This is a genomic window from Blastopirellula sp. J2-11 (assembly GCF_024584705.1).
GTDB lineage: Bacteria > Planctomycetota > Planctomycetia > Pirellulales > Pirellulaceae > Blastopirellula.
The window spans coordinates 2,027,192-2,048,816 of the sequence record NZ_CP097384.1; the positions used below are offsets into that span (position 1 = coordinate 2,027,192).

General features: G+C 56.1%; 16 protein-coding genes. 4 read left to right on the plus strand and 12 right to left on the minus strand.

Features of this window, described 5'->3' with window-relative positions; genetic code table 11:
- Window positions 1–54: 54 nt before the first annotated feature.
- Window positions 55–510, minus strand: coding sequence for a bacterioferritin (locus tag M4951_RS08375; RefSeq protein WP_262026029.1), 456 nt, complete (start codon window positions 508–510; stop codon window positions 55–57).
- 296 nt (window positions 511–806) lie between these two features.
- Between M4951_RS08375 and M4951_RS08380 the strand changes: the two genes are divergently transcribed.
- Both M4951_RS08380 and M4951_RS08385 read left to right on the plus strand, forming a co-directional pair.
- Window positions 807–2,525 carry an ABC transporter permease gene (locus M4951_RS08380; RefSeq protein ID WP_262026030.1) on the plus strand — a complete coding sequence of 573 codons (1,719 nt, stop codon included), beginning with the start codon at window positions 807–809 and terminating at the stop codon, window positions 2,523–2,525.
- Window positions 2,526–2,568: 43 nt separating this feature from the next.
- Window positions 2,569–2,928, plus strand: coding sequence for an STAS/SEC14 domain-containing protein (locus tag M4951_RS08385; RefSeq protein ID WP_262026031.1), 360 nt, complete (start codon window positions 2,569–2,571; stop codon window positions 2,926–2,928).
- An 18-nt stretch (window positions 2,929–2,946) separates the two neighbouring features.
- Here the strand turns inward: M4951_RS08385 and M4951_RS08390 are convergent, their stop codons facing one another.
- The 4 genes from M4951_RS08390 to M4951_RS08405 form a co-directional block, all read right to left on the minus strand.
- Window positions 2,947–3,456: a hypothetical protein gene (locus M4951_RS08390; protein WP_262026032.1), complete on the minus strand. Its 510-nt coding sequence runs from the start codon at window positions 3,454–3,456 to the stop codon at window positions 2,947–2,949.
- 275 nt (window positions 3,457–3,731) lie between these two features.
- Complete coding sequence (locus M4951_RS08395) at window positions 3,732–4,172, minus strand: hypothetical protein (protein WP_262026033.1); 441 nt, start codon at window positions 4,170–4,172, stop codon at window positions 3,732–3,734.
- A 29-nt stretch (window positions 4,173–4,201) separates the two neighbouring features.
- A complete protein-coding gene (locus tag M4951_RS08400) occupies window positions 4,202–5,167 on the minus strand; it encodes a DUF1559 domain-containing protein (protein WP_262026034.1) in 966 nt (321 codons plus the stop codon).
- A gap of 119 nt (window positions 5,168–5,286) precedes the next feature.
- Entirely contained in the window at window positions 5,287–6,780 is a 1,494-nt protein-coding gene (locus M4951_RS08405; RefSeq protein WP_262026035.1) for a family 10 glycosylhydrolase, read from the minus strand.
- A gap of 322 nt (window positions 6,781–7,102) precedes the next feature.
- Between M4951_RS08405 and M4951_RS08410 the strand changes: the two genes are divergently transcribed.
- A complete protein-coding gene (locus M4951_RS08410) occupies window positions 7,103–7,903 on the plus strand; it encodes a helix-turn-helix transcriptional regulator (protein WP_262026909.1) in 801 nt (266 codons plus the stop codon).
- Window positions 7,904–8,580: 677 nt separating this feature from the next.
- Here M4951_RS08410 and M4951_RS08415 read toward each other — a convergent pair.
- From M4951_RS08415 to M4951_RS08430, 4 genes are all read right to left on the minus strand, one after another.
- Entirely contained in the window at window positions 8,581–9,549 is a 969-nt protein-coding gene (locus M4951_RS08415; protein ID WP_262026036.1) for an HTTM domain-containing protein, read from the minus strand.
- Entirely contained in the window at window positions 9,546–10,361 is an 816-nt protein-coding gene (locus M4951_RS08420; RefSeq protein ID WP_262026037.1) for a hypothetical protein, read from the minus strand. The genes M4951_RS08415 and M4951_RS08420 overlap by 4 nt, the downstream gene beginning before the upstream one ends.
- A 102-nt stretch (window positions 10,362–10,463) precedes the next feature.
- Window positions 10,464–11,507: a TIGR03000 domain-containing protein gene (locus M4951_RS08425; RefSeq protein WP_262026038.1), complete on the minus strand. Its 1,044-nt coding sequence runs from the start codon at window positions 11,505–11,507 to the stop codon at window positions 10,464–10,466.
- A gap of 236 nt (window positions 11,508–11,743) precedes the next feature.
- Entirely contained in the window at window positions 11,744–12,958 is a 1,215-nt protein-coding gene (locus M4951_RS08430) for a protein-L-isoaspartate(D-aspartate) O-methyltransferase (protein ID WP_262026039.1), read from the minus strand.
- A gap of 156 nt (window positions 12,959–13,114) precedes the next feature.
- Here M4951_RS08430 and M4951_RS08435 point away from each other — a divergent pair, with 156 nt between their 5' ends.
- Window positions 13,115–13,912 (plus strand): HpcH/HpaI aldolase family protein, encoded by a 798-nt coding sequence (locus M4951_RS08435; RefSeq protein ID WP_262026040.1) that lies wholly within the window; start codon window positions 13,115–13,117, stop codon window positions 13,910–13,912.
- A 30-nt stretch (window positions 13,913–13,942) separates the two neighbouring features.
- Here the strand turns inward: M4951_RS08435 and M4951_RS08440 are convergent, their stop codons facing one another.
- The 3 genes from M4951_RS08440 to M4951_RS08450 all read right to left on the minus strand — a co-directional run bounded on the left by M4951_RS08440 (window position 13,943) and on the right by M4951_RS08450 (window position 21,501).
- A complete protein-coding gene (locus M4951_RS08440; RefSeq protein WP_262026041.1) occupies window positions 13,943–16,477 on the minus strand; it encodes a c-type cytochrome domain-containing protein in 2,535 nt (844 codons plus the stop codon).
- A gap of 82 nt (window positions 16,478–16,559) precedes the next feature.
- Window positions 16,560–18,986, minus strand: coding sequence for a DUF1549 and DUF1553 domain-containing protein (locus tag M4951_RS08445; RefSeq protein ID WP_410050432.1), 2,427 nt, complete (start codon window positions 18,984–18,986; stop codon window positions 16,560–16,562).
- Window positions 18,987–19,065: 79 nt separating this feature from the next.
- Window positions 19,066–21,501 carry a hypothetical protein gene (locus M4951_RS08450; protein ID WP_262026042.1) on the minus strand — a complete coding sequence of 812 codons (2,436 nt, stop codon included), beginning with the start codon at window positions 21,499–21,501 and terminating at the stop codon, window positions 19,066–19,068.
- Window positions 21,502–21,625: the final 124 nt, after the last annotated feature.

Genomic DNA, 21,625 nt, shown 5'->3' on the forward strand with positions numbered 1-21,625 from the left:
CGGTGTCTTCGCAGAAAGAGCATGTCTTCCAACTGCGGCGCACCTGCGAAAACCTTAGCCAACCTTGCTGCTCGATTTGCCGCTGACGGCCGAGCCGGGGTGATCCTTCAAAATTAGCGAAATGTGGTCGACCCCTTCTTGCTCTTCGAGCAAGATATCTTCCAGCAGAATCACCAGCGGGCGATCTTTGCCGTCGACCATTTTCAGCACTTCGCTGTAAAGTGCGACCGCTTTCGACTCGAATTCGAGCCCGATTTCCAGCAGTTCGGTCAGGTCGGTCGATTGTTTGACCGGATTACGTTCGACGGTCGGAACGCCTCCGAGGGCCGAGATTTTCTGGCCGATTCTCTTGGCGTGGCCAAACGATTCCTTGGCGCTGTCCAGGAACATATCGGTGTAAACTTCACGCATTAGACCGGTAACGACGAAACCAGCTTGCGAGTACTGAGCGACTCCGGTCCACTCGTGCCGCAAAATGTCGTTTAACTTGTCGATGACTGCTTGGTCCATGATTGTCTCTCCTTACTGGGCGTATGTATTGCTGGCGGCAGGCCCCGAAAAAGTCAGGCGCCCTTTGGCTCGCGGTTAGTCTCAACTTCTACTCTTATCCTAGCGTTCTTTCGGCGGCTGTCGACAATGGGCTAAGTCTTTATAGCATAGGGGCTTAGTTTTCTTCAAAAAGATAGCCTGTCTCATTTGCGCCTCCGTGGATGCGTTCGTTTATGGTTATCCAGTCTCAATAAATTTGCGACTCTCGGCGATCTGATCGACAAAGTGGTGGGCGGACCGGCGATCGGCCGCTTACAATGACGCCAGAAATCATCAACCATGCGACGGCTGACGGAGCGAACACCTGGATGTACCTCGTTGAAAACCCCGTGCTGCAGCGGGAATTGCTGGTCAATTTGCGGACGGTTCGCTCGTTCGTCTTGTTGTTTCTGTTTCATGTCTTGTTGGCAGGCGTCGTCTATGCGGCCTGGCCGCAGGTCGAGCGCTGGGACCCCGAAGGTAATCGGGCCGAAGCGCAGAAGTTGTTCAATCTCTTTTTTCTCGGCCAGTTCATCCTGGCGTCGATGATGGCGCCCAGCTTCGCCGCTGGCGCGCTGACCGGCGAGAAAGAGCGGAAGACTTATGAAATGCTGCTGGCTAGTCCGTTAAAACCTGGTGCGATTGTCATCGGCAAGCTGATGGCCTCACTCGCTCACTTGGCGCTGCTGATCTTCACATCGCTGCCGATCGTGCTGTTGTGTTTGCCCCTGGGGGGCGTCTCGCTGTATGAAGTGATCGCCGCTTACTTTCTGTTGATGGTCGCGGTCGCGACGTTCGGCATGATCAGCGTCGCTTGCAGCAGTTACTTCCAGCGCACCGCTTCTTCGCTGGTCGTCTCGTATCTGGTCATCTTGCCGATCGCGCTGGTCGGCGCGATGTTCTGGCAATCGTTCCAAGGCTCTGGAGCGACGCGACTCGCGGTCTTGCTGGCGTTCGTGCCGCTCTGCTCGGTCGCGATTTGCGGCATTCTGTTTGTGATCACCGGCCGGCGTTTGCTCTATCCGCCTGACGTTGGCAGCGAAGGGGGCGAGGTCGTCGATCTCGACAAAGAAGCGGAAGAAGCGGTCGGACTGGTGATTCAGCGCGATCAGTTTCCCGATCGCTTGTTCGCACCTCCCAAGCGAACGAAGTTGTTGGAGGACAACGCCAACCCGGTCTACGAGAAAGAGATCCATAGCGAGATCTTCGCGCAAGGAACGTTGATGCTGCGGGTCGTGATCCAGGTCAGCATGGTGTTGGCGATTCCGTTGATGGCGATCTGCTTGTACATCTGGCCGCATAACGCGCCTTATTACATTTCGTACGTCGTGTTGTTCAACATGTTGGTGGGGCCTGTCTTTTCCGCCGGCAGCATTACATCAGAACGGGAACGGCAAACGTTGGACTTGCTGCTGACGACTGAGATTTCACCCTGGCAGATCCTCTCGGGCAAGTTGCTGGCCGGGTTGCGCGTCTCGACGGTGTTGACCGGATTTTTGCTGTGGCCGCTGCTGTTGGCCTGCGTGATGGTGACGCACTATTGGGAGAACTTCACGTCGGTGCTCGGTTATCTAGTGATCATCGCGCTGACCTGTTTCACTTCTTCGATGCTCGCGTTGTTCGCGTCGGTCAACTTCCGCAAGACGGCCCATAGTTTGATGACGACTTACCTGGTGATCATCGCATTGTTCGCCGGTCCGCTGGCGTTCGCCTATTTCGCCGATTTGGCGTTCGGGCATACTCCGTTGGATGCGCCGGCCGAGGTCATCGCGACCAACGCGGCGATTGTGAATTGGGCCGATCGGTTGACGATCATGAGCCCCTTCGCGGCGACCTGGAACGTGCCGATGTCGTTTCAAGCGGGGGACCAGTCGCAGAGCATCGTCGGCAGTTGGATCAAGTTCGGCTATTATGCGGCGTTTACGACGCTACTAAATCTGACGCTCTTTTGCTCGATGACCTGGCTATTCAATCGTCGTTGGCGCGTCGCCGAATAAAGCGGAACGTCGGCGAAAAATCCTTCTAACCAGAGCGGTATCCATGCCGATTGAAATCGCAGAAAATTACGAGTCCGATTTATTGCAAGTCACCGCTGCGGGCAAGTTGACCAGCGCCGACTATGCGACGTTTGTGCCTGCGGTGGAAGGGATGATCGAAGCAGCAGGACGCATTCGCATCCTCTTCGTGATGGATCAGTTTGAAGGCTGGGACGCCGGCGCGGCGTGGGAAGATACGAAGTTCGCGATCGAGCATTTTAACGACATTCGCAAGATCGCGCTGATCGGCGAGTCGAGTTGGGAGAAATGGATGGCCGTGATTTGCAAGCCGTTCACCATGGCCGAGGTGCGCTTCTTTGCACCTGATCAGCGAGCCGAGGCGCTCGAGTGGCTCGCTGACTGAGCATCGCAAGTGGTCGAATTAGTCATGACTCAGCGGATTGGCGTCGACCGACGGAGCCCCGCCCATCATGCGGAACGGATTGATTAGCGTTCCGAACATGTCGTCGAGTGAATTGTTGGTGTCTTTCAAAATCACGATACGATCGCCGGGCCGTAGCGAATAGTCGTATTCCATCGGAACTTGTTTCGCAATGTGATCGTATCCCGAGACCAGCTTTTGCGGCGGCGCTCCTGGATAGGCCGGCAAGCGGCTGATTGCGACATGAAAGCGACGGAACTTGCTTTTGGCCCGCGAAGCGTCGATCGCCGTTTGCACCGTAGCGCCTTCGGTCAGCGGCAGTTTTTTCGTTTCGCCGTGATGGTTTTCATCGACCAATTCCACAATGTACTGCGCGCCCCCTTGGGCAGCCGCTGCATCTTGTTCGGCATTTTGTTTGGCCAAGGGAATGCCGCTGCACCCGCCGCCGATAAGCAAGATCGCCAGAACCGGCAACGTAAAGAGCGGCAATCGTCTCGATTCGGTCAGCATATGCGTCGATCCTTCCACGTAAATCCGGTGCTAGCAGCGAGGCTTCCATTCCTCTTACCGGCTTATCAACACGCATCGACCATTTTCGTGGCGAACTTTAACGATTAACAAGATTTTGCGGATTAGGATGCTGGCGGAGATAGCAAGCGGCAAGGCGGCGCTGTTCAGCAGTTAAAATTTCGGGCGTTACTGGTCCTTTCAGCCATTCACTCTCGTCCTTTCTTCGTCCAATCCTAGTAGAGTGGATTTCCCCATCTAACCGGTTCGCCAGCGGACTACTTCACAGGACGCTGGCCGACGAGATCAAAATCCAGATCCTGCGTAGGCTCGATCACGTTGGCCGATAGTTCGGTGGTTTGCACCGCACTGTAAGCGTCTGGCGTAATCTTGCGGTAGGCTGGTCGCAGGTCACTGTCGGGAACTCCGCTCAGTTCGGGCTCCATGCCCGCGGGTTCGTTTCCAAGCACCAAAACCGATTTTTCACCTGGTTGAACAAAAGCGGTGTAGCGTCCATTCTTGATGACGCCACCCCCGGTTTGCGCTTCCCCATGCTTGTCGACAAATGTGATCGTTCCACTGGGTATGGGGGATCCGTTAAGCGTAACATTTCCCGATATTGTTAGCTCGCTTCTTGGCTGCTCCTCGCAGCCGATAAACGCCGCCGTGAAGCAGAAGAGCAGGCAAAGGTTGGCAGGTTTGAGCGGTGAGTATTGCACGGGGCTGTCTCCTCCTGTGAGATTGCACGCTAGTTTTCAATTACTTCGCCACCCTGTCCTGAAAGCAACGCTTCCCAAGACGACTGGCTGATTGTTTCTGTTACAAACCTTACCGACCCATCACAAAGGCTAACCATAACGCCTCCAGGGTGACGACTGCGTGCGCCAATATGATGATCCGTCGCCTCGGTGACTAAGGCACATGGCGTGCTACGGTAGGCAGTGCTGTTCACGTCCTGGGAGGCTGCGTTACATGTGCGGGGTTGATCCGGAGCGGACGAATTCGGAGTGAGGATCGACATAAATCCTGGGCAGGCTCCATCATTTAAAATGTCTCCGCGATCATCTTTTTCGGTTGCGGTGGTAGGCACCGCAATGACTTCGGAGAAACAGGCGGTGTTGGATAGGCCGTCGGTGATTCGCGAATATTTATATTTGTGGGCGACGGCAAAAGGGGAACCGGTGAAGTTGGCTCGGTCTGTCGCCCCTTGAAGGAGGTGCGTGTTGCCCATGTTGACGACATAGTTGCCCTTCACGCGCCAATAGGTTCCTAAGGTAGTCAAGGTTCCTGCGGCAGCATCAGACGGACAGCTGTACTGTGGTATAAATTGTTGATACGTGGAAAGATTCGGCGCTTCGTAATAGTGTCTTTCGTAGTCATATTGATCATGTAACGCGCCGTGTTCGACGTAAGGCCAAAGTTCGGTGGGCCAAGAAATGCGTCGGTAGAACTGCCCGTTTTCTACCTTGCGATGCTCGTGATTGGCGCCAATGGGAAACCATTCCGAATGGCTGTCTCCGAAAGTATGAACCGCCAAAGTCCACTGCTTCAGATTGTTGGTGCACTGCATCCTTCGCGCCGCTTCACGGGCGGCTTGCACCGCTGGCAACAGCAAGCCGATCAGGATCCCAATAATCGCAATCACAACCAATAGTTCCACTAGGGTAAAGCCGGGGCGGAATTGTCTCGGCGATTGAAAGCGTAATCGTTTCATGAGTTGAATTCCTTACGAAGAGAGCAAGATGAGAGAGTCATAAATTTGAAGTCCCGATTTCTAAAGCATCGCTGCACCGCAAGCAGACGATCGCGCTTGTTTGTCCAATTTGCGATGTGCTACTTGGGGGAGACCAAGGCTTCCACGTGGAAGACTTTTAGTCCACTGCGAACATGGGGGTTTCGAGCATTTACCGTGATTTTCAACTTGTTGTCGCCACGATGAATGGATTCGGAGACATCAAAGTCTAGTACGCATTCGTTGTAGTTGAAGCGTACGGTCGCATCACTGCGAGATAGCATGGCGCCATTGAAGAGAAAGGTCACGTCATCCAAGCGAGTCAATTGTTCGATCGTCAAACGCAAAGTCGCTGAAGGCTTTGTCGGGCCATCAAATTTGTCGGCAATTTCGATGCTGATATCTGCGGAATCTCCAGCAGAGTTCAGGGTAATTGGCAAGTTTCCTCCGCGATCATGAGGCCCGACAATGTAGTGCTTGTCCAGTGATTCCAGCGTTTTGGGGTCACCAATTTCTTTCCAATGCTGTGGGTCCCATGCTGCGTTATGTGAATACGGCAAAAAGTGTTGATTCCAGATAAACATGCCGTCGGCCCCAGCCATCCAGTGACGCGCCGCCACGGCACGAAACTGTTCGGTGCTGTAATAGTTATTGTTTTCGCCAAACAGCACCCTGGCCGACCGAACACGTTCTTGTTTGAACGCACATAGGTTTTGGGCAAGCACTTTCACGGGACCTTGGTTCGCCAACTTGACATAGGGCTCAATGGGGAGACGGTAGTGCCAGCCAAATGTTTCGGCAACGATTAGGTAGTCGACTAAATGTTCTTTGATCCATGTTTCGATTTCGAAGGTCGGATCAGAAAGGGCCGTATGCGGAACGCGAACCGATATCCCGAAATTGCGATCGCTCGTTTCCTCCTTTTGCTTGGCCAACTGCCGCGTTTGGCGTAACATCTGCGTAACCAAGGCCGCCCCGGTCTGTTCTTCTCCCTGCTTGAATAACCGTGGGTGTCGACAAAAATCAAGTTGGATGCCGTCGGCGTCGTATTGCGTGATCGCTTCTTCGATCAGCGCCATCCGATAGGCTCGCACTTCGGGAATCGCGTAGTTCAGTCCGGTGCGTCCCCACTGGACTGACTTTTCGTCCAGCACCCAATCCGGATGCTGCTTCTTGATGGGGCTCATGTTTTCATCCTGCAGCCCTTTTTCCAGAAGAAAGTCGTGGGAATCATTCATACGCAGCGACAGGTAAACCGCGATACCTGCCTTGTGCCCAGCATCGATCACGACAGTCGGGACATCGGTACCGGTGCTTTCGATATCGCGCGTGTTTTCGTAAATTCTCCATTCGCCAGCGGTGCGAAACGCCTCGCGATCACTTCCCCATCGCGCCCCGACTCTCGATTGATGAGAATACCAATCGGTTAATCGAGCCGTTTTCGTTCCTTTGAACGGATCGGTTCCCAGTTGCCAGTACAGGGTATCGATCATCGTGTCTTGAAGGGGAGCAATCGTGCTTTGGATCAAGCCGTCAATCCCCACGGGCGCTTCACGATCAGGCGCCGCTAACGTGCCGCCGTCGTTGCACAACACAAGTCGATGCGCACCGGCTTGCTTAAGTGGCGTTTGTGCCGTGGCTGCGTGCGCTGCCAGCAGAACAAGGAGGCAGGAGAATAGGCAAGGAATTAGAGAATTTTGGTTCTTCACTCGGTTCACGTTGTGTTGATAAGACAGTGGGTAATCATCCCAACGACGGGAGAGGAATCCAGCGATTTGAGTTGATCGAAATTGGTTGCTTTGGGCTCATGCTAACTCAACGCACATGGCAAGCAACCGAACGGAAGCTATAATATAAACGTTTGCATTGAATGTCCTATCGGCGTGATTGGATTTGGTTATTTTGGAGGTAGGCTTGGTGGAGCATCCAAGCGCATCGTTTCACAAAGCGTCGCGGTTTCGTGCTGTCCTTGAACGGCACGCAATCGAAACAATTTTGGACGCTGACGGCATCGTTCCGCTGTTGCCTGAATTTCGCAGCTTGCTTGGTGAGTTAGAACAGTCGGCGAAACAGAACGATTACGAGCGGTTCATGAGCATCGACCATGCGTTGCATCGATGCATGGTCGGCGGAGCAAAAGTGCCTGGATTGCTGGAATCGTGGGAGCACGTGTTTACGCTTCATACCGACGAGATGTGGACAATTTTGCAAAGCATGTGGCCTCGCCTCATCGATCTGTATCAAGAGCACGTACATCTGATTGCGGCATGGGAAACCAAGGATCATTACGTGGCGCTGCCGGCCACCGAGGAGCACATCCGAGCGGGATGGTATCGAGTTCGAGTTCTTTCCGGGGGGGAAGCGAGCAATCTCGGGCCGGCGGAACGCGTTGCTGCGTACCTTCAAATTCATTACGCTCGCAAACTGGAAGTGCCATGGTTGGCTCGGCATGTTGCTTTTCTTAGTTCGCCGCAACTAAATCGCCTGTTTCAGAAGCAATTGAACTGTAGTCCCAACCAGTATCTAAAGCGGATCCGCCTCGACCGGGCGCGCAAACGCCTTTGTCTACCAGGTGTTCAGGTGGGGGACGTTGCGAAGGAGGTTGGCTATGCCAATCCTTCGCACTTCATCCGAGACTTCAATCGCGAGTACGGCATGACTCCATTGAAATTCCTTAAATCTCAGCCTGCCGAATGTTCTACAAGGGGAACTTCCTAAAACTTCCATTTGACCTTGCCGCAGTGGAACGGAGGGCCCAGGGAGATCCGGCGGCGCTGACCAAAAAGCATTTATTCCGTGTGCCGTTGGCCCTTTTCAGCCAGTTTCTTCATTCCAATGGTTCCGCGCCATCTTTTTCTAGAAATCGTAGCCGTCGCAGAGCGTTCGCTCCGGTTTTTGAGGCGAACTCGATCGCGAGGAAAGATCGGCGAAGAAACCGCGGCTAAGGCAGGGCTGCTGATTTTTTCCTTGATAAAGTCTATCACTTTCGTTAGAATGTACTCGCAGTTTTACGTGCGTAGTGCAGGTCGTTTGCTGGACGACGAGCGAGCGTTGTAGGCGTTGGCTTCGGGAGAAGTTGGCGGGTTAAAATGCTGCGCGGGGTCGAAAATGGATCGTACGCCGCGGGATGATGGGGGGAAGTGTCGAATACCCCGGATCGTTGGACTCCATCAAAATGCCCAGCGGTCCAGTCCCAGGTTTCGATCTGTAAAATCCAGATTCTGTCCAACCTTGTCCTGTCCTGTCCAGCCTTTGGAAATGTCGAAGGACGAAGGAAGAACGACGATCGAGATTGCCGGTCTCCTGAATTTGACATTCGACATTAGAAATTCGACATTCCGCCCAGCGGTCCGGTCCAGTCCAAGGTTCCAGCTCGAAAAAAGTGCGGAGTCTGGTTAGGCGACGAGCGGTTCTTTCGCGGCTGGGCGTAGCCGATCGGCGATCGCCTGTTCGAGCCGGCGGATGATCCAGGGAGAGACAAAGGCTAGATTCGCGATCAGCATCGCCAGGCCGAAGGTGATCATCCCCATGCAGATGGCGATGCCCAAGTGCAGTGGAATCGCCATGCCGATCACCAGCGGACGAGTCAGTCGGGGCCAGACCAAAAAGGTGTAAGTAAGTTCCCAAGCGACGCTGATTTGCGTCAGTGCGTTGATGACCAGCGGATAGGCGGCGAGCCAAGTCATGTCGAGAGACTGGTATTCAGAGTTCGCCAGTGCGCCCCACATCGCCGAGCCATCCCACCAGGTTTCGCCACCCAGTTTGCTCAGACCGGCGAACAGATAGATGATGCACATGTGAATCTGGATCAGACGAATCGAGATATTGGCGACGGTGCTTTGCCGGGGACCATCCATGCGAACGTTGCGGCGGCGCTTTAGCCAATAGTCAAGACTGTAGGCCTCGCCGGCGGCGCCCAGCATCAAGTACATGATCAGCAGCCCATTGATTTGATCGAGACCAAACAATGCGCCCGGCACGCGATGCGCGTAGCTGATCGTGATGATGAACGACAGCACGCCGGTGATCCGCGTGTAAAGTCCGAGCGTAAACATCAGCAAGATGGCCAGCGCCACGAGGTGAGCCGACCAAAGCAATGCTGGCGAACCGTCGACCAGCGGCAAATAGCTCCACGCGAAGGGGCTTTGCCCTTGCATGCGATTGGCCAGGTCGTGCGACATGCGTCCGCCGGCGCCCAGAAAGCCGTCGAGATCCAGCGACCAGACCAGGTGCGTATAAAAGATCATCGCGCCGGCCAAGATCCGAATCAATCCGAGCGTTGCGGGATCGGTCGGCGTGAACCAGAAGCGGTTCCAGCCGTCGATGACGCCGCGATAGAGTTCGTGCAGGTATTCGCGAATCATATTTCTTCGGCCTTTACCGGCGGAGGAGTCAGCATCACCGGTACGGAAGACTTCTTCTCAACTCCATCGCGCGTGTAGACGCCGAGCTCTCGTTCGCTATAGAGCGAAGGATCGGAAAGCGGCATGCCGGCGGCTACATCCAACGGATGAGGAATCCCATGTTCGACGAGAAACAATTTCACTTGCGCCGCGTCGTTTTGTTCGAGCAAATAACGGCCGACCGACGCCAGATAAGCGTCGCGAAGGCGCACCGCGTTTTGATAGCCAGCTCGCGCTTCGGCAGGCGCCTCCGGCGGCGGACCTTGCGGCGGAATGCTGGTGACGTTGTTCAGCGATTCGCTGATCATGAAGTGACGATGGTACAGCAGTCGCGGCCAATGAATGTCCAGATTCGGAAACCGCCCTGCTCCGATCTGATTGCCGGCGGCGTCAAGCAATTCATAGCGGACCAGGTGACTTGCGCCGGGATTGGGAGCAAAAAAGCGGTAACCATGGTCCTTCAAAAAGGTGATGCGCAAATAGGGGTCGTACAGCTTTTCGACTTGCTGCGACAAATAACTGGATGGAGGGGGAGACGCCCAGGGACCGACGAACAATGCGGTTACATGGATCAGCAGCAGAATGCTCACCCAGCCCCGTACGGCTCCGCTCCAGATGATGCGCGGCTGCACGGCCGGCGACGGCGTGCTGTCCGATACGATCGGGCTGGGGGGGGCGACTTGGGCAGTTCGACTGAGCTTCGCCATGGCGAACGGTTGTGCGTGGGATACGTGGAGCAAATAGAAAGCTTCGACACGCATTTTATCGACCATGACCGGCCGCTTGTCCCGCGAGGCGCAAAAAGAGACCCTCGCAGCGGAAAGGCCGACTGCGAGGGTCTTAAGGTTTATGCAGGTTGTCAGCGAACGCGTCGCTTACTTGGCCGAAGCGAGTTCGGTCGCATCAAAGTCAAAGCTGATGTCGCGAACGTCGCCGGCAGCCAGGTTGATCACCTTCTCTTTGGTGATTTCACGACCGTCTTTGTTGACGGTAACCAGGATGCGGTAGTCGTTCCACACGGCGCCATCTTTCAGGGCGCTGGTGTTGTAGGTGCGAACTTCGCCGCTCGAAGCGGTTTCGTTACCGGCCAGCGACACTTTGGCGTTGGCGGGAACGTGCAGCGTCAGCTTGGTGTCGACCGGTTCGCTGGCGACTTGCGGCTGATCAGCCGAGCCGTTGAACTCGAACGACAAGTTGGCCGAATCACCGCCACCGAGTTGAACTTCTTTGGTCTCAACCACGGTCTTGCCGTCACGAACCGTTTCGGCACGCAGTTGGTAGACGTACTTGAAGCCCGGCATCAGGTTCCGCGAAACGAAGCGGCGTTGCAGCCCTTCGCTCGACGTGGCTTTGCCGTTGACGAAGATTTTGACGTCCGCGGGGACTTCGACATTGATGACGGCGTCGCTTTGGGCGCTGGTCATCGGGGTCGGCATCGCGTCAGCCGGAGCTGGCGACGAAGGCGCCGAAGGAGTGCTGGGCGTGGAGGGAGCTTCATAGTAGTAGCTGCCGCCGTAGGTCGTGCCCGAGCTTCCGCCGCTCGATCCGCCGCTGCTGCCGTACGTGCCCGAGCTTCCGCCGCTCGAGTAGTAGCTGCCGCTCGAACCGCCCGAGCTTCCGCCGCTCGAGTAATAGCTGCGATAGTATTTGTGGGCGCGGTGATGTTGGATCAAACGGCTAATCAAGCCGCCGCCGCTGCTACCGTACGAGCCCGAGCTTCCGCCGCTCGAATAGTAGCTGCCGCTCGAACCGCCTGAGCTGCCGCCGCTGGAATAATAACCGCCGCTGGAACCCCAGCTGCCGGAGCTGCCGCCGCTGGATCCCCAGCTGCCGGAGCTACCGCCGCTGGATCCCCATGAACCGTGCCAACCGGCTTGCACCGAAGTTGACATCAAACCGATCGCCATTACGGCAGCCATTGCAGCCGCCTTGTGTCCTAGCCTCGCCATCTTGCTGTATCTCCTAAAGCGTCTGAACGTTGTCCTACCGACTTGAGAGCACTGGCGACGCCAGCTGCTATCACTCGAACATAACATGCTCCTGCAGTAGTTCAAGCAGAATAGGTAAAATTTGAGGCCGAGTGAGACTCTTGGAAATAGGGGGACTTTTGACATAAAGCCCCGCCATTGGGGATTTTATGGCAATTTGTTTCCGGTTAATCCGTTAGAGGGGTCATTTTGACATCGTCGAAACAGGCCTCGCCGGTCGCGCCAAATAAACCAATCCGCAGCAGCGCTTCCTTGGCTGTAGGGGGGACGCGGATCGTTTCGTCGATTTGTCGCCAATCCGAGTTGGTGATAAAGGGACCGACGACCCCGCGGCCGACATCGCGGCGAGCCGCGTCATAAAAAGTGACCGCGATCATCGGAGCTTCGCGGCGATCGGGGCCTAGCCCGATTTGGCTGGTTTTGACCCAGGCGGTGATTTGCAATCGATGAACATTTTCGCCGTCGACGCCGAAACCTTGCAGCGCCATCGAAGTTCGTCCGAGGTCGCTGTTTTGAAATCGAACGTATCGTTTTCCTTGCGGCGCCGAATCGTCCTCGACCAGTTCAAACTGTCGCTGGTAGTACCAGCCGGCCATCTGGTCATGCTCTTGCAAGTCGGCCTCAAAATCGCCGTTGGCGGCATGAGGATGCAGCGGATCGGGTTTGACTTCACGATTGTCTTCGGCGGTACCGGTCATCGGCACGAACAACGTGGGACGCAGCGCCTCGGCGACGAGTTTTCCGTCTTTCTTCGTAAACAGATAAAGGGTTTGCTGATAGCGTTCGCCGACCGGGATGACCATGCGTCCCCCTTCGCGTAGTTGATCAATCAACGGTTGCGGCGGCTTTTCGGGGGAACAAGTCACAATGATCTTGTCGAATGGCGCGTGTTCGGGCCACCCTTTGTAACCATCGCCGATCTTCGTATGGACGTTTTCATAGCCAAGTCGACGCAGCGTTCGTGCGGCGCTGCGCCCCAGTTCCGGCACGATCTCGATCGAATAGACGTCCTTCACCAGCGGACTCAGGATCGCCGCTTGAAATCCGCTGCCGGTGCCGATTTCCAACACTTTGTCTGCGGGCTTCGTTTCGAGCGACTCGGTCATGTAGGCGACGATGAACGGCGACGAAATCGTCTGTTGTCCGCCGATCGGCAAGGCCATGTCGTAATAGGCTTGCGAGCGATATTTATAAGCGACAAATTCATGCCGCGGCGTGTTCATCATCGATTGGATGACGCGCTGATCGGTGACGCCGTTGGCGACGACCGCTTCTTCCACCATCACGCGCCGCGCGGCGGCGGCTGGATCCTCCGCTGCAAGTGGGCGAGCGATCGCGAAGACGAGCAGCGACAACAAGAGAATTGGTGAGGGGCGATGCATGATCGTATTCCTCCAATCGTGCGGATTTTCGGGCGAATTCTGCAATTATAGCTTGTTGCTTCGCTAAGTTCGAAAAATCGTGGTGCGCTTGCGACCCGTTGGCGAATGTGAAACACTTTCGTATTCCCCTGCCCACTCGTATCGAATGGATCGATCATGCGTACAAATCCGGTAAAACAGAAGCTGAAGAACGGCCTGCCCACTTTTGGCGTCTGGCTTTCGTTGGGCGACTATTATGCGACGCGAACGTTGGCTCGCATGCCGTGGGATTGGTTAACGTTGGATCTGGAACACTCGCCGATCGACTGGTCTCAGGCGGCGATCATCTTTGGCGCCGTGGCTGACGCCGGCGGAGTTCCCTTGGCCCGCGTACCGCGCGGCGATCATGACCTGATCAAGCGCGTGCTCGACGCCGGCGCTTGGGGGATTGTCGTGCCGATGGTCGATACCGTCGAGCAGGCGAAAGCGGCGATTGCGGCGGCCAAGTATCCGCCCCAGGGAGATCGCAGCGTCGGCGGCGGAATGCATTCGATGAACTTTGACGCGTCGCCAGACGAGTATTTCGCCGCCGCGAATGAAGAGATCCTGGTCGTACTGCAGACCGAAAGTCCGCGCGGCGTCGCCAACGCGAAAGAGATCTACGCACTGCCGGGCTGCGACGCCATCTTTATCGGACCAAATGATCTGTGGGCGCAGATGAAGACGATCGAGAATCCGAACCCAACCATGGCTGGGCACGAAGCGCTGATCCAAGAGGTGATCTCGACCGGCAAAGATGTCGGCACGCCGACCGGCATGCATGTGATGACGGCCGAACAGGCGCTGCTGCGTGCTGAGCAAGGAATGCAGTTTATCGCTGTCGGCAGCGATGTTCGCATGATGGCGGTCGAAGCGGAAGCGACCCTAAAAAAATTGCGTCCCGACGAAGGGACGCAAAGCGTGGTTCATTACTAGAGCCGATCTGGCGACTTTTCCGCAGGGAGATTACTTGGCGACCTCCGAGACCTGCGTCTCGGTGGGCGCGTCGGCCGAAACCTGTTGCGGCTGAGCGGCGTAGGCGGCCGCTTCCGCTTTCAGCTTGGTGAGCGTCGACTCGGCGTCAGCGAGCGATTTTTTGGTCGCTTCGACGGCGGCGGTGCGTTCCCCTTTTTGCTTTTCCAGTTCCGCCAATTCGGTCGCCAACTTCGCTTTCGCTTCCTCGGCCTGCTTGATCGCCGCTTGACGTTGCTGCGTCTCTTTGGCGTAGCCGGCGAGGGCGCCTTCCAACTGCTTCTGCTTGGCCTGGGCTGCGACGATCGCTTGCTTGACGGCGTCCAGATCAGCCTTTGATTTGGCGACCGCGTCGGCCTTCTGTTGACGTTCTCCGTCCAGTCGCTGCGATTCGGCGGTTTGCTTTTTCACTTCGGCGTCATCCGCCGCAACCAGTTGCTCCAACTGCTTGGCCGCCGCAGTTTTGGCTTCCATTTCTTTCGTCAGCTTGGCGACTTCCGCGGTAGCGGCCGCCGCTAGTGAGGTCGCCTGATCCGCTGCAGTCTTGGCGGCGTCGGCGGCTTTACGATTTTCGGCGACTTGTTGCATGAGCGCTTCTTTCTCGGCTTCCGCCGCCGAAGCGAGTTTTTCTTCCGATGTCTTCAGAGCTGCCGCCGCCGAAGTCGCGGCGTCAGTCGCTTTGGTCATATCGGCCTTGGCGGCCGCTTCTTTTTGTTTCGCCGCTTCCGTTTGTTGCTTCGCCGTCGCGAACGCCGTTTGAGCGGCTTTCAATTCGGTTTGACGCTTGGTGAGTTGGGCGGCGGCGTTTTTCATTTTTTCTTGTGCGCCCTGAACCGCTTTCACCACTTGGGCCAGTTCCTGGTCCATTTTGGCGATGGCGCCTTCCAGCGATTTTTGCTTGTCGCCGTTCTGCTTGATCGCGGCGATTTGAGCATTCTTTTCGTCATCCGCTTTTTTCGTGTTGGCGGCGAGATCAGCGATTTCTTTTTGCAAGCGAGCCAGCGTTTCGACGTTGGCGGTTTGCTGCGACTTTTTGTCCGCCACTGATTTTTCAGCCGCTGCGAGTTGAGTCGCCGCTTCGTCCGCTTTCGCTTTCGCAGCGGTCTGCGCCGTTTGCTGAGCCGCGATCTGCATCTCGTAGGTTGGCGGGTTCGGCGGCAATTGGGCTACTTCTTCCATCTTTTCGAGATCCCACATCCGCACGATTCCGTTCCAATCGCCGGCGATCAGCCGTTTGCCGTCGTAGGTCAAAACCGCTTCTAAGGCGATATCACCGAACGCGGGCGATTTCTTTTCTTCCTTGCCGTCGCCGCTGAAGACTTTGGCGACGCGATCACGACCGGCCGTCGCGAGACGACCATCTTGGCCAAAGCGAACGCATTCGGTTCCGCCGCCATGTGCGTTGAACGATTTGATCGTTTTGCCCTCGTTCATTTCCCACAGTTTCACGGCGCTATCTTCGCTGGCCGAAGCGAGGACATTGGAGTCGCCGCGCCAGGAGACGGCGGTGATCGCTTCTTTGTGACCTTGCAGGTTCAGATACTCCTGAGCTGCGTCCGCTTCCCAGACGAAGAGGCCATTGGCGCGGTCGCCGCTCGCCAGGAGAACGCCATCGGGGCTGTATTCGAGCGCGGTCACCCAATCGGTATGCTTTTTGATCTCATGCAGCAGCGAGCCGTCCTCTGTCGAGTAAATGCGGATGATCTTTTGCGGACCGCCCAGTGCAACTCGGGTCAGGCTGGGGTTGATATCGGCGGCCAAGACGACATCCAACTCGTCACCCAGCGTCATCAAACGCTTGCCGGTGCGGACTTCGTACAAGACGACCGTTCCCGAGTGCGCTCCGCGACCACCGCCTGCCAACAACAGTTCGCCGTTACGACTGAAGCGGAGGATGAACGCGATTCCTTCGGGATAGGGAAGGATGCCGAGCAGGCGCCCGTTGTCGGTGTTGTACAGTGAGATCTGCTTTTGCCCAGCGACAGCCGCCAGCGGCGCCCAAGGACTGGTTGCAATCGAAGAGACCGCCGCGGCGCGATCGGTATAAATGCTTGGTTGGCGCCAGACGTTCTCTGGCATCGCTGCAGGACCTTCCGGCTTGCCGGTCGTTGTTGGACCGGCCATTTTCAGGCTCGGCTTGTTCGACTTCTTCGCGGTGGATCCGCTGTTTTCTAACGCGCCCATTTCGATCCAGGATTTGATCAGATCGAGCTTCGGCTGCGGCAGTTTGTCTTGATTGGGGGGCATCGTAGGCGTGTCGATATGCGCGACCAAGTCCCACAGACGCGAACTTTCGATGTCCTGTGCGACGATCACTTCGCCGCTGGAGCCCCCCTCCATCGCTTTGCCAAACGAGTCGAGGGCGAGTCCCCCTTTGGCCTCGGATTGGTTATGGCAAGTGAAGCAGTGCTCACGAAAAATCGCCCGAACATGATCGTCGTAGGTGACCTTGGGGCTGGCCGGCTTCTCTTGAGCGGCCAACGGCGCGGCGACCAACAGCAACATCGCGGTGGTGATGATTTTTTTCATAGCAGACTAGCGTCGGTAGGAAGCGAGGCAGGAAATCAAACAGCGGCGACCAAGCGTCGCCGCTTACTGCGAGATTGCATCTTTAGTGGTTGAACAGGAACTCTCGTGAGTTCAGCACCGCCCAGAAGACGTCTTCCAAGGCTTGCTGCTTATTCTCATCTTGATCAATCACCGCCAGAAGGCGAGTCTTTTCTTCTTCGGTCGGCTTGCGACTCAGGCAGCGGATATAAATCTGCTCCATCGCTTGATCCGGCGTCAGCTTGTCTTCGTTGAGCCAGGTGCTGACCAGTTTGCCTTGCGAGATTTTCCCCTGCGTCGCGTCGCCGTTCAGCATGTGCAGAGCTTGCGACAAAGTGGGAGAGGTCTTCGCTTCACAGGCACAAACCGTCGCACGTTCGGCGCGACCGAAGGTGGTCAGGAAGTAGGTTGAAGTTTTGCCGTCGGCAATTTGCACCGCTCGGGCGCCAAGCGGGAGACCTTTGAACTTGTCTTTGGTCTCGGTCGATTGGCTGATACAGTCGAGCAGTTGCTCGGCCGGAATGCGGCGAACCTGCGAGTAGGCGAAATTTTTGGTGTCCGTTTTGTTTAATTCATTCGGCAACGTCGTCCGTTGATAGGCGTGCGACGCGCAGATGTCGCGAACCAACTTTTTGAAGTCGTACTTGTACTCAATCAGTTTGGCCGACAAAGCTTCCAGCAGTTCTGGATTGCTGGCTGGATTGCTGACGCGGATATCGTCGACTGGATCGATGACGCCGACCCCAAAGAAGTGATCCCAGATTCGATTGGCCGTATTGGTGGCGAAGAACGGGTTCTCTGGCGAAGTGAGCCAATCGGCCAAAACCTCGCGACGATCGCGGCCTTTCAAGTCGGGTTGTTCGCCGCCGAGGAACTTCGGCGCCATCACGCGGTTGTCGACCAGATGGCGGACGTCGCCGCCACGTCGATCATAAATGATGCGTTCGCGTTCATCTTCCGCATTCTTACGTCCCACTTGGGCGAAGAAGGCGGCGAAGCTGTAATAGTCGTTCATCGTCCAGCGATCGAACGGATGGTTATGACACTGGGCGCACTGCGTGCGAATGCCCATAAAAACCTGGGCGACGTTTTCCGCCGTCTTCAGGGTGTCACGTTCGATCTCGTAGAAGTTGGTCGGAGGATTGCTAAACGTCCCGCCTGTGGCTCCAAGCATCTCACGAACCATCTCGTCCAACGGAACGCCGTTGGCGATTTTTTCTTGCAACCAGCTGTTGTAAAGGAAGGCCGATTTGTAGCTGACCCGGTTGTTTTCGCTCTTAATCATGAGCAATTGGGCCCATTTCATCGCCCAGATTTCGGCGAACTCTTTCCGCTCGAGCAAGCGATCGACCAGCTTCACGCGTTTGTCGGCCGATTGGTCGGCCATGAACTCGGCGTATTCTTCTTCGCTCGGCAATTGACCGGTGATGTCGATCGTCACGCGGCGGAGATACTCTTCATCGGTGCAGAGACCGCTGGGAGTAATTCGCAGCTTGTGCAGCTTGGCGCCGACCAGTTCATCAATGTAATTGCCGGTGATCGCCGGCTTTTCGTAGTTTAGGTTTTTGGGCAGGACAATCACTTGGCTGCCGACCGTGTGCGTATCGAAACGAGCCATCACGAACGCTTCACCGCGATTGGCGGCGACCGCCATCCCATCTTTTCCAACCGGCACCGAGTTGTCGTTGCTGGTCAAAAAGACGGCGAGGTCGGTAATGTCTCGGGTCGTGCCGTCGGCGTAAAAGCCTTTGACGATAAACTGCTGCTTGGCGCCCTCCCCTTCCAAAACGGCTTTGGGAGGATAGATCTCGATCTTTTCGCAAGCTGGCGGTTCACTGGCGTCACGTTGGGCGCCGGTTTCTAGCCAACGAAGCAGCGTGGAGTAGTACTCGGAGTCTTGATCGAACAACTTACCACCGGTATGTGGAACCGAGCCGATCGCTTTTTCCATCAACAGGCTCGCCGCTGGAACGGCCAGGTTGATACGACGTGCGGCCAATTCGCGAGTCACGCGGTCATAGTCGCCGTCGGGATCAAAGCCGAAGAGCGAGAGACGAAAACCATCTTTGCCGCGAGCCGCGCCATGGCAGCTGCCGGTATTACAACCAGATCGCATAAAGACCGGCATGACGTCTTGTTTGAAACTAATGGCGCGTTCGGCGCCTGCTTGTTCAACTTTGACCGGCACTTCCGATTTGAAGCCGGAATATTCGATGGTCAGCTTGGTCTCACCATCGGCGGCAGGCAGCAACGTCGTCCCCTGCAACTTCGCGATCTTTTCATCGCCAACCGACCATTTGGCTTCGCTGGTAACGTCAATCGTGACATCGTCAGCACGCGTCGCGCGGACGACGAAATTTTGCTGATCGCGTGACGTCAACAATTCGGCCGATTCGGGATAGACGTCGATCTTGACGATTTCCGATTCGGCGACGGCCAAAGCGGCCATTCCGACGGTCATCGCGAGGGCGATCATCCCTGAGGCTGTCATTCGTTTCACAGCAATTCTCCTAGTCTTCTAGTCGCTTCCGGGGGGGAAGTCGTATGCGTTGGTAACGTTGGAAAAGAAACTATTTGCCCGCCGCTGCTTTCGCCGCTTCTTTCTCCATGCGCAATTGCTCAAGGCGACTTAGCGGTTTGGGAGCTGCTTCTTTCTTCGGTTCTTCTTTTTTGGGCTCTTCTTTTTTCGGCGCCGGGGCCACTTCTTTGGGCCGCGGCTTGTCGACGCGAATCTCGCCTGTTCCTAGCGTATGCGTGATCGGCTCGTCGTTTTGCGTGATGATCGCGCGAGCCATGATCGACTTGTGGCGGCCATCTTTCGTCTCCGGAGTCGCTTTGACCGCAAAGACCGCTTGCGTTGAGTCTTTGGTGATCTCGGTCGGTTCCGCCGTAGCGCCATTGGGAAGCCCCAGCAGCTCTACCTTGGCGGCGCCTTCAAAGTCGAGCTTCTTTGTGACTTCGATGACGTATTGCAATTCGCTCCCCTGCTCCATCGCCGTCTTGGCGAAGGCGAAATCAAAGAAGCGATCGGAAATCGTCAGCGTCGAGAAAGGAGTCGCCGCTTCGACGGCGCCTGATTTGTAGCCGGCGCGGCCGATGACGCAGATCTTCCAGTCGCCGATCTCGGCGCCGCCGTTGGCGGTGACTGGAATAGACGCTTCGTCTTTTCCTTTCTCAATCTTGATCGAGCCTGACGAGCCGATGCCGGGCGGGTTGTAAAGCATGCGGAGCGAGATCTCGGCGTCGAAACCTTCTTCGCGAACGGCTTTGACTTTCAACTGCATCGAGCCGTTGCGCACGATCGGCACTTTGGGCTGAATGATTTCAAGCTTGAACGGGATCTTTTCGGTCACGGCCATCGTCATGCGATCGGCATTATGACCCCATACATCGGAATTGTTGCGTCCGCGAACTAGCAGCGTCCGTTGATTAATGTTGCCGGTGACTTTGACATTCTCGTCGACGGGACTACCTGTGACGTTCACCAAGGCGCTGGCCAAGGGAGCGTCGGCAGCCGCTTTGAACAATACCGGCGTCGTCGTTTGATTCCCCTTCATCGTGAGGATCTCGTATTCGACACCTGGAGGAAGATCGGTCAGCACCGCTTTCAGGTCTCCCCCCCAGTTTTCGCGTTTGGCGCTCAGCAGCAACGCATAGTTATTCCCCTGCGGGACTTCGGCGAAGTGCGAGACGTACTTACGAACTTCGGGAACGTCCATCGTCAAAGCGGGAGCAACGCGCGTGATTTCAATGCGATAGATAAACTCGGGACCACCTTTTTGCAGATGATCGATGACGCGAACCAGATAGTCATCATCTTCCGGAACTTTGAGACGATAAAAACTGTCGAGCCCGCCAGAGTCATCATTGCCGCCGACGCCGCCGCCGTTGGAGCGATAGACGTTAACGACTGGATCTAACGGCGAGCGAAGCGGTTCACGCGAGTAAACGCGAATGTCGTACTCCTCACCCTTTTTAGCGGTGAACTTGAAATAGTCGGTGTCGCCTTTGCCGCCGATCGCGCCGTTGGCGGCGCCTGGCGCTTCCATCGGAGTCGCTTCGGCCTGAGCGTCATTCGGTTCCGCTTCCAGCGTGTTGGGGATGTCGATCACGCGCATCCGATTCGGCGAAGGAGCGATTCCTTTTTCGTCTTGCGCGAAGAACTCAAAAACGCCGGGAGTGTCGGGAAGCTTGACACGCGTTTTTTTCTCGCCGGCTGCGTCACCGACCATGGTGATTTCGACTTCTTCGCCGGGGCGTCCGCCGCCGGGATAAACGCCTAGCGGTCGCGGAAATTCTCCCACATGCAGGCGATAGTTGGCGGCTCCGTTGCCGCCGTAGCTGCTTTCGCGGACCTGGAGGATGTAACGACCATCTTCTGGAGCGATCAAAGAGCAGACGCAGTCTTGGTAGAGCAACGGCGCATCATCGCTGCGCGCCAGTTCAAATCGTTGTTCGTTCAGGATCGCCAGATAGGGATCGTAGTTGGTGCGACCAATGCGAAGGCCTTCGAGTTCAGCGGTGATTCGCTGTCCCTTTTTCGCTTCGATCACAAAGAAGTCTTCGTCCTCGTTTTGCACGATGCCGTTGACGACGACGTTCATCTCGATCGGTTGCGGCGCTTCAAATTCGCTGTTCGGTTCTTTTTCAGAAATCTCCGGCAGTGCGCCGACGTAGAACGTCTGCATGTTGGAGACGCCAGAGTCAGTCCGAATGCGGATTGCGTGCATGCCGAGTCGGCAATTTGAATCCGCGACCAAAACGGCGACCGCTTTCTTCGGCTTGTCCTTGTCTTCGACCGGCTTAATCTCTTTCAGAGTCAAACCTGGCGTGTAAAAAACCATCCCCGCGAAGTCTTGCAGACGGTCGCCCCGAATGTCGACTTCCAGCTCGGTTCCACGCTGCATGCCGACAGGCGAAATGGAGCTGAATTGCGGTTCGGCCGCGGAAAGTATGGACGTAGAGACGAAGCAAATAGCAATCGCTAATAGTCGATGGCGATTCATCTTCAACCTTCTGAAGGAGGATGTTCGCGATGTCACAGGCGGGATTGGGGCAAACAAAAGCCCCTACGTACGGCGTGCCTGAGGAGTGTGGACAACGCCGGGTGTGCGATCTTCATCATAATCA

Coding starts and splice junctions, on each gene's coding strand:
- M4951_RS08390 (WP_262026032.1), bottom strand. CDS start 3,456: ATGCTGACCGAATCGAGACGATTGCCGCTCTTTACGTTGCCGGTTCTG.
- M4951_RS08420 (WP_262026037.1), bottom strand. CDS start 10,361: ATGGTCGATAAAATGCGTGTCGAAGCTTTCTATTTGCTCCACGTATCC.
- M4951_RS08385 (WP_262026031.1), top strand. CDS start 2,569: ATGCCGATTGAAATCGCAGAAAATTACGAGTCCGATTTATTGCAAGTC.
- M4951_RS08435 (WP_262026040.1), top strand. CDS start 13,115: ATGCGTACAAATCCGGTAAAACAGAAGCTGAAGAACGGCCTGCCCACT.
- M4951_RS08400 (WP_262026034.1), bottom strand. CDS start 5,167: ATGAAACGATTACGCTTTCAATCGCCGAGACAATTCCGCCCCGGCTTT.
- M4951_RS08430 (WP_262026039.1), bottom strand. CDS start 12,958: ATGCATCGCCCCTCACCAATTCTCTTGTTGTCGCTGCTCGTCTTCGCG.
- M4951_RS08375 (WP_262026029.1), bottom strand. CDS start 510: ATGGACCAAGCAGTCATCGACAAGTTAAACGACATTTTGCGGCACGAG.
- M4951_RS08440 (WP_262026041.1), bottom strand. CDS start 16,477: ATGAAAAAAATCATCACCACCGCGATGTTGCTGTTGGTCGCCGCGCCG.
- M4951_RS08415 (WP_262026036.1), bottom strand. CDS start 9,549: ATGATTCGCGAATACCTGCACGAACTCTATCGCGGCGTCATCGACGGC.
- M4951_RS08450 (WP_262026042.1), bottom strand. CDS start 21,501: ATGAATCGCCATCGACTATTAGCGATTGCTATTTGCTTCGTCTCTACG.
- M4951_RS08380 (WP_262026030.1), top strand. CDS start 807: ATGACGCCAGAAATCATCAACCATGCGACGGCTGACGGAGCGAACACC.
- M4951_RS08425 (WP_262026038.1), bottom strand. CDS start 11,507: ATGGCTGCCGTAATGGCGATCGGTTTGATGTCAACTTCGGTGCAAGCC.
- M4951_RS08445 (WP_410050432.1), bottom strand. CDS start 18,986: ATGACAGCCTCAGGGATGATCGCCCTCGCGATGACCGTCGGAATGGCC.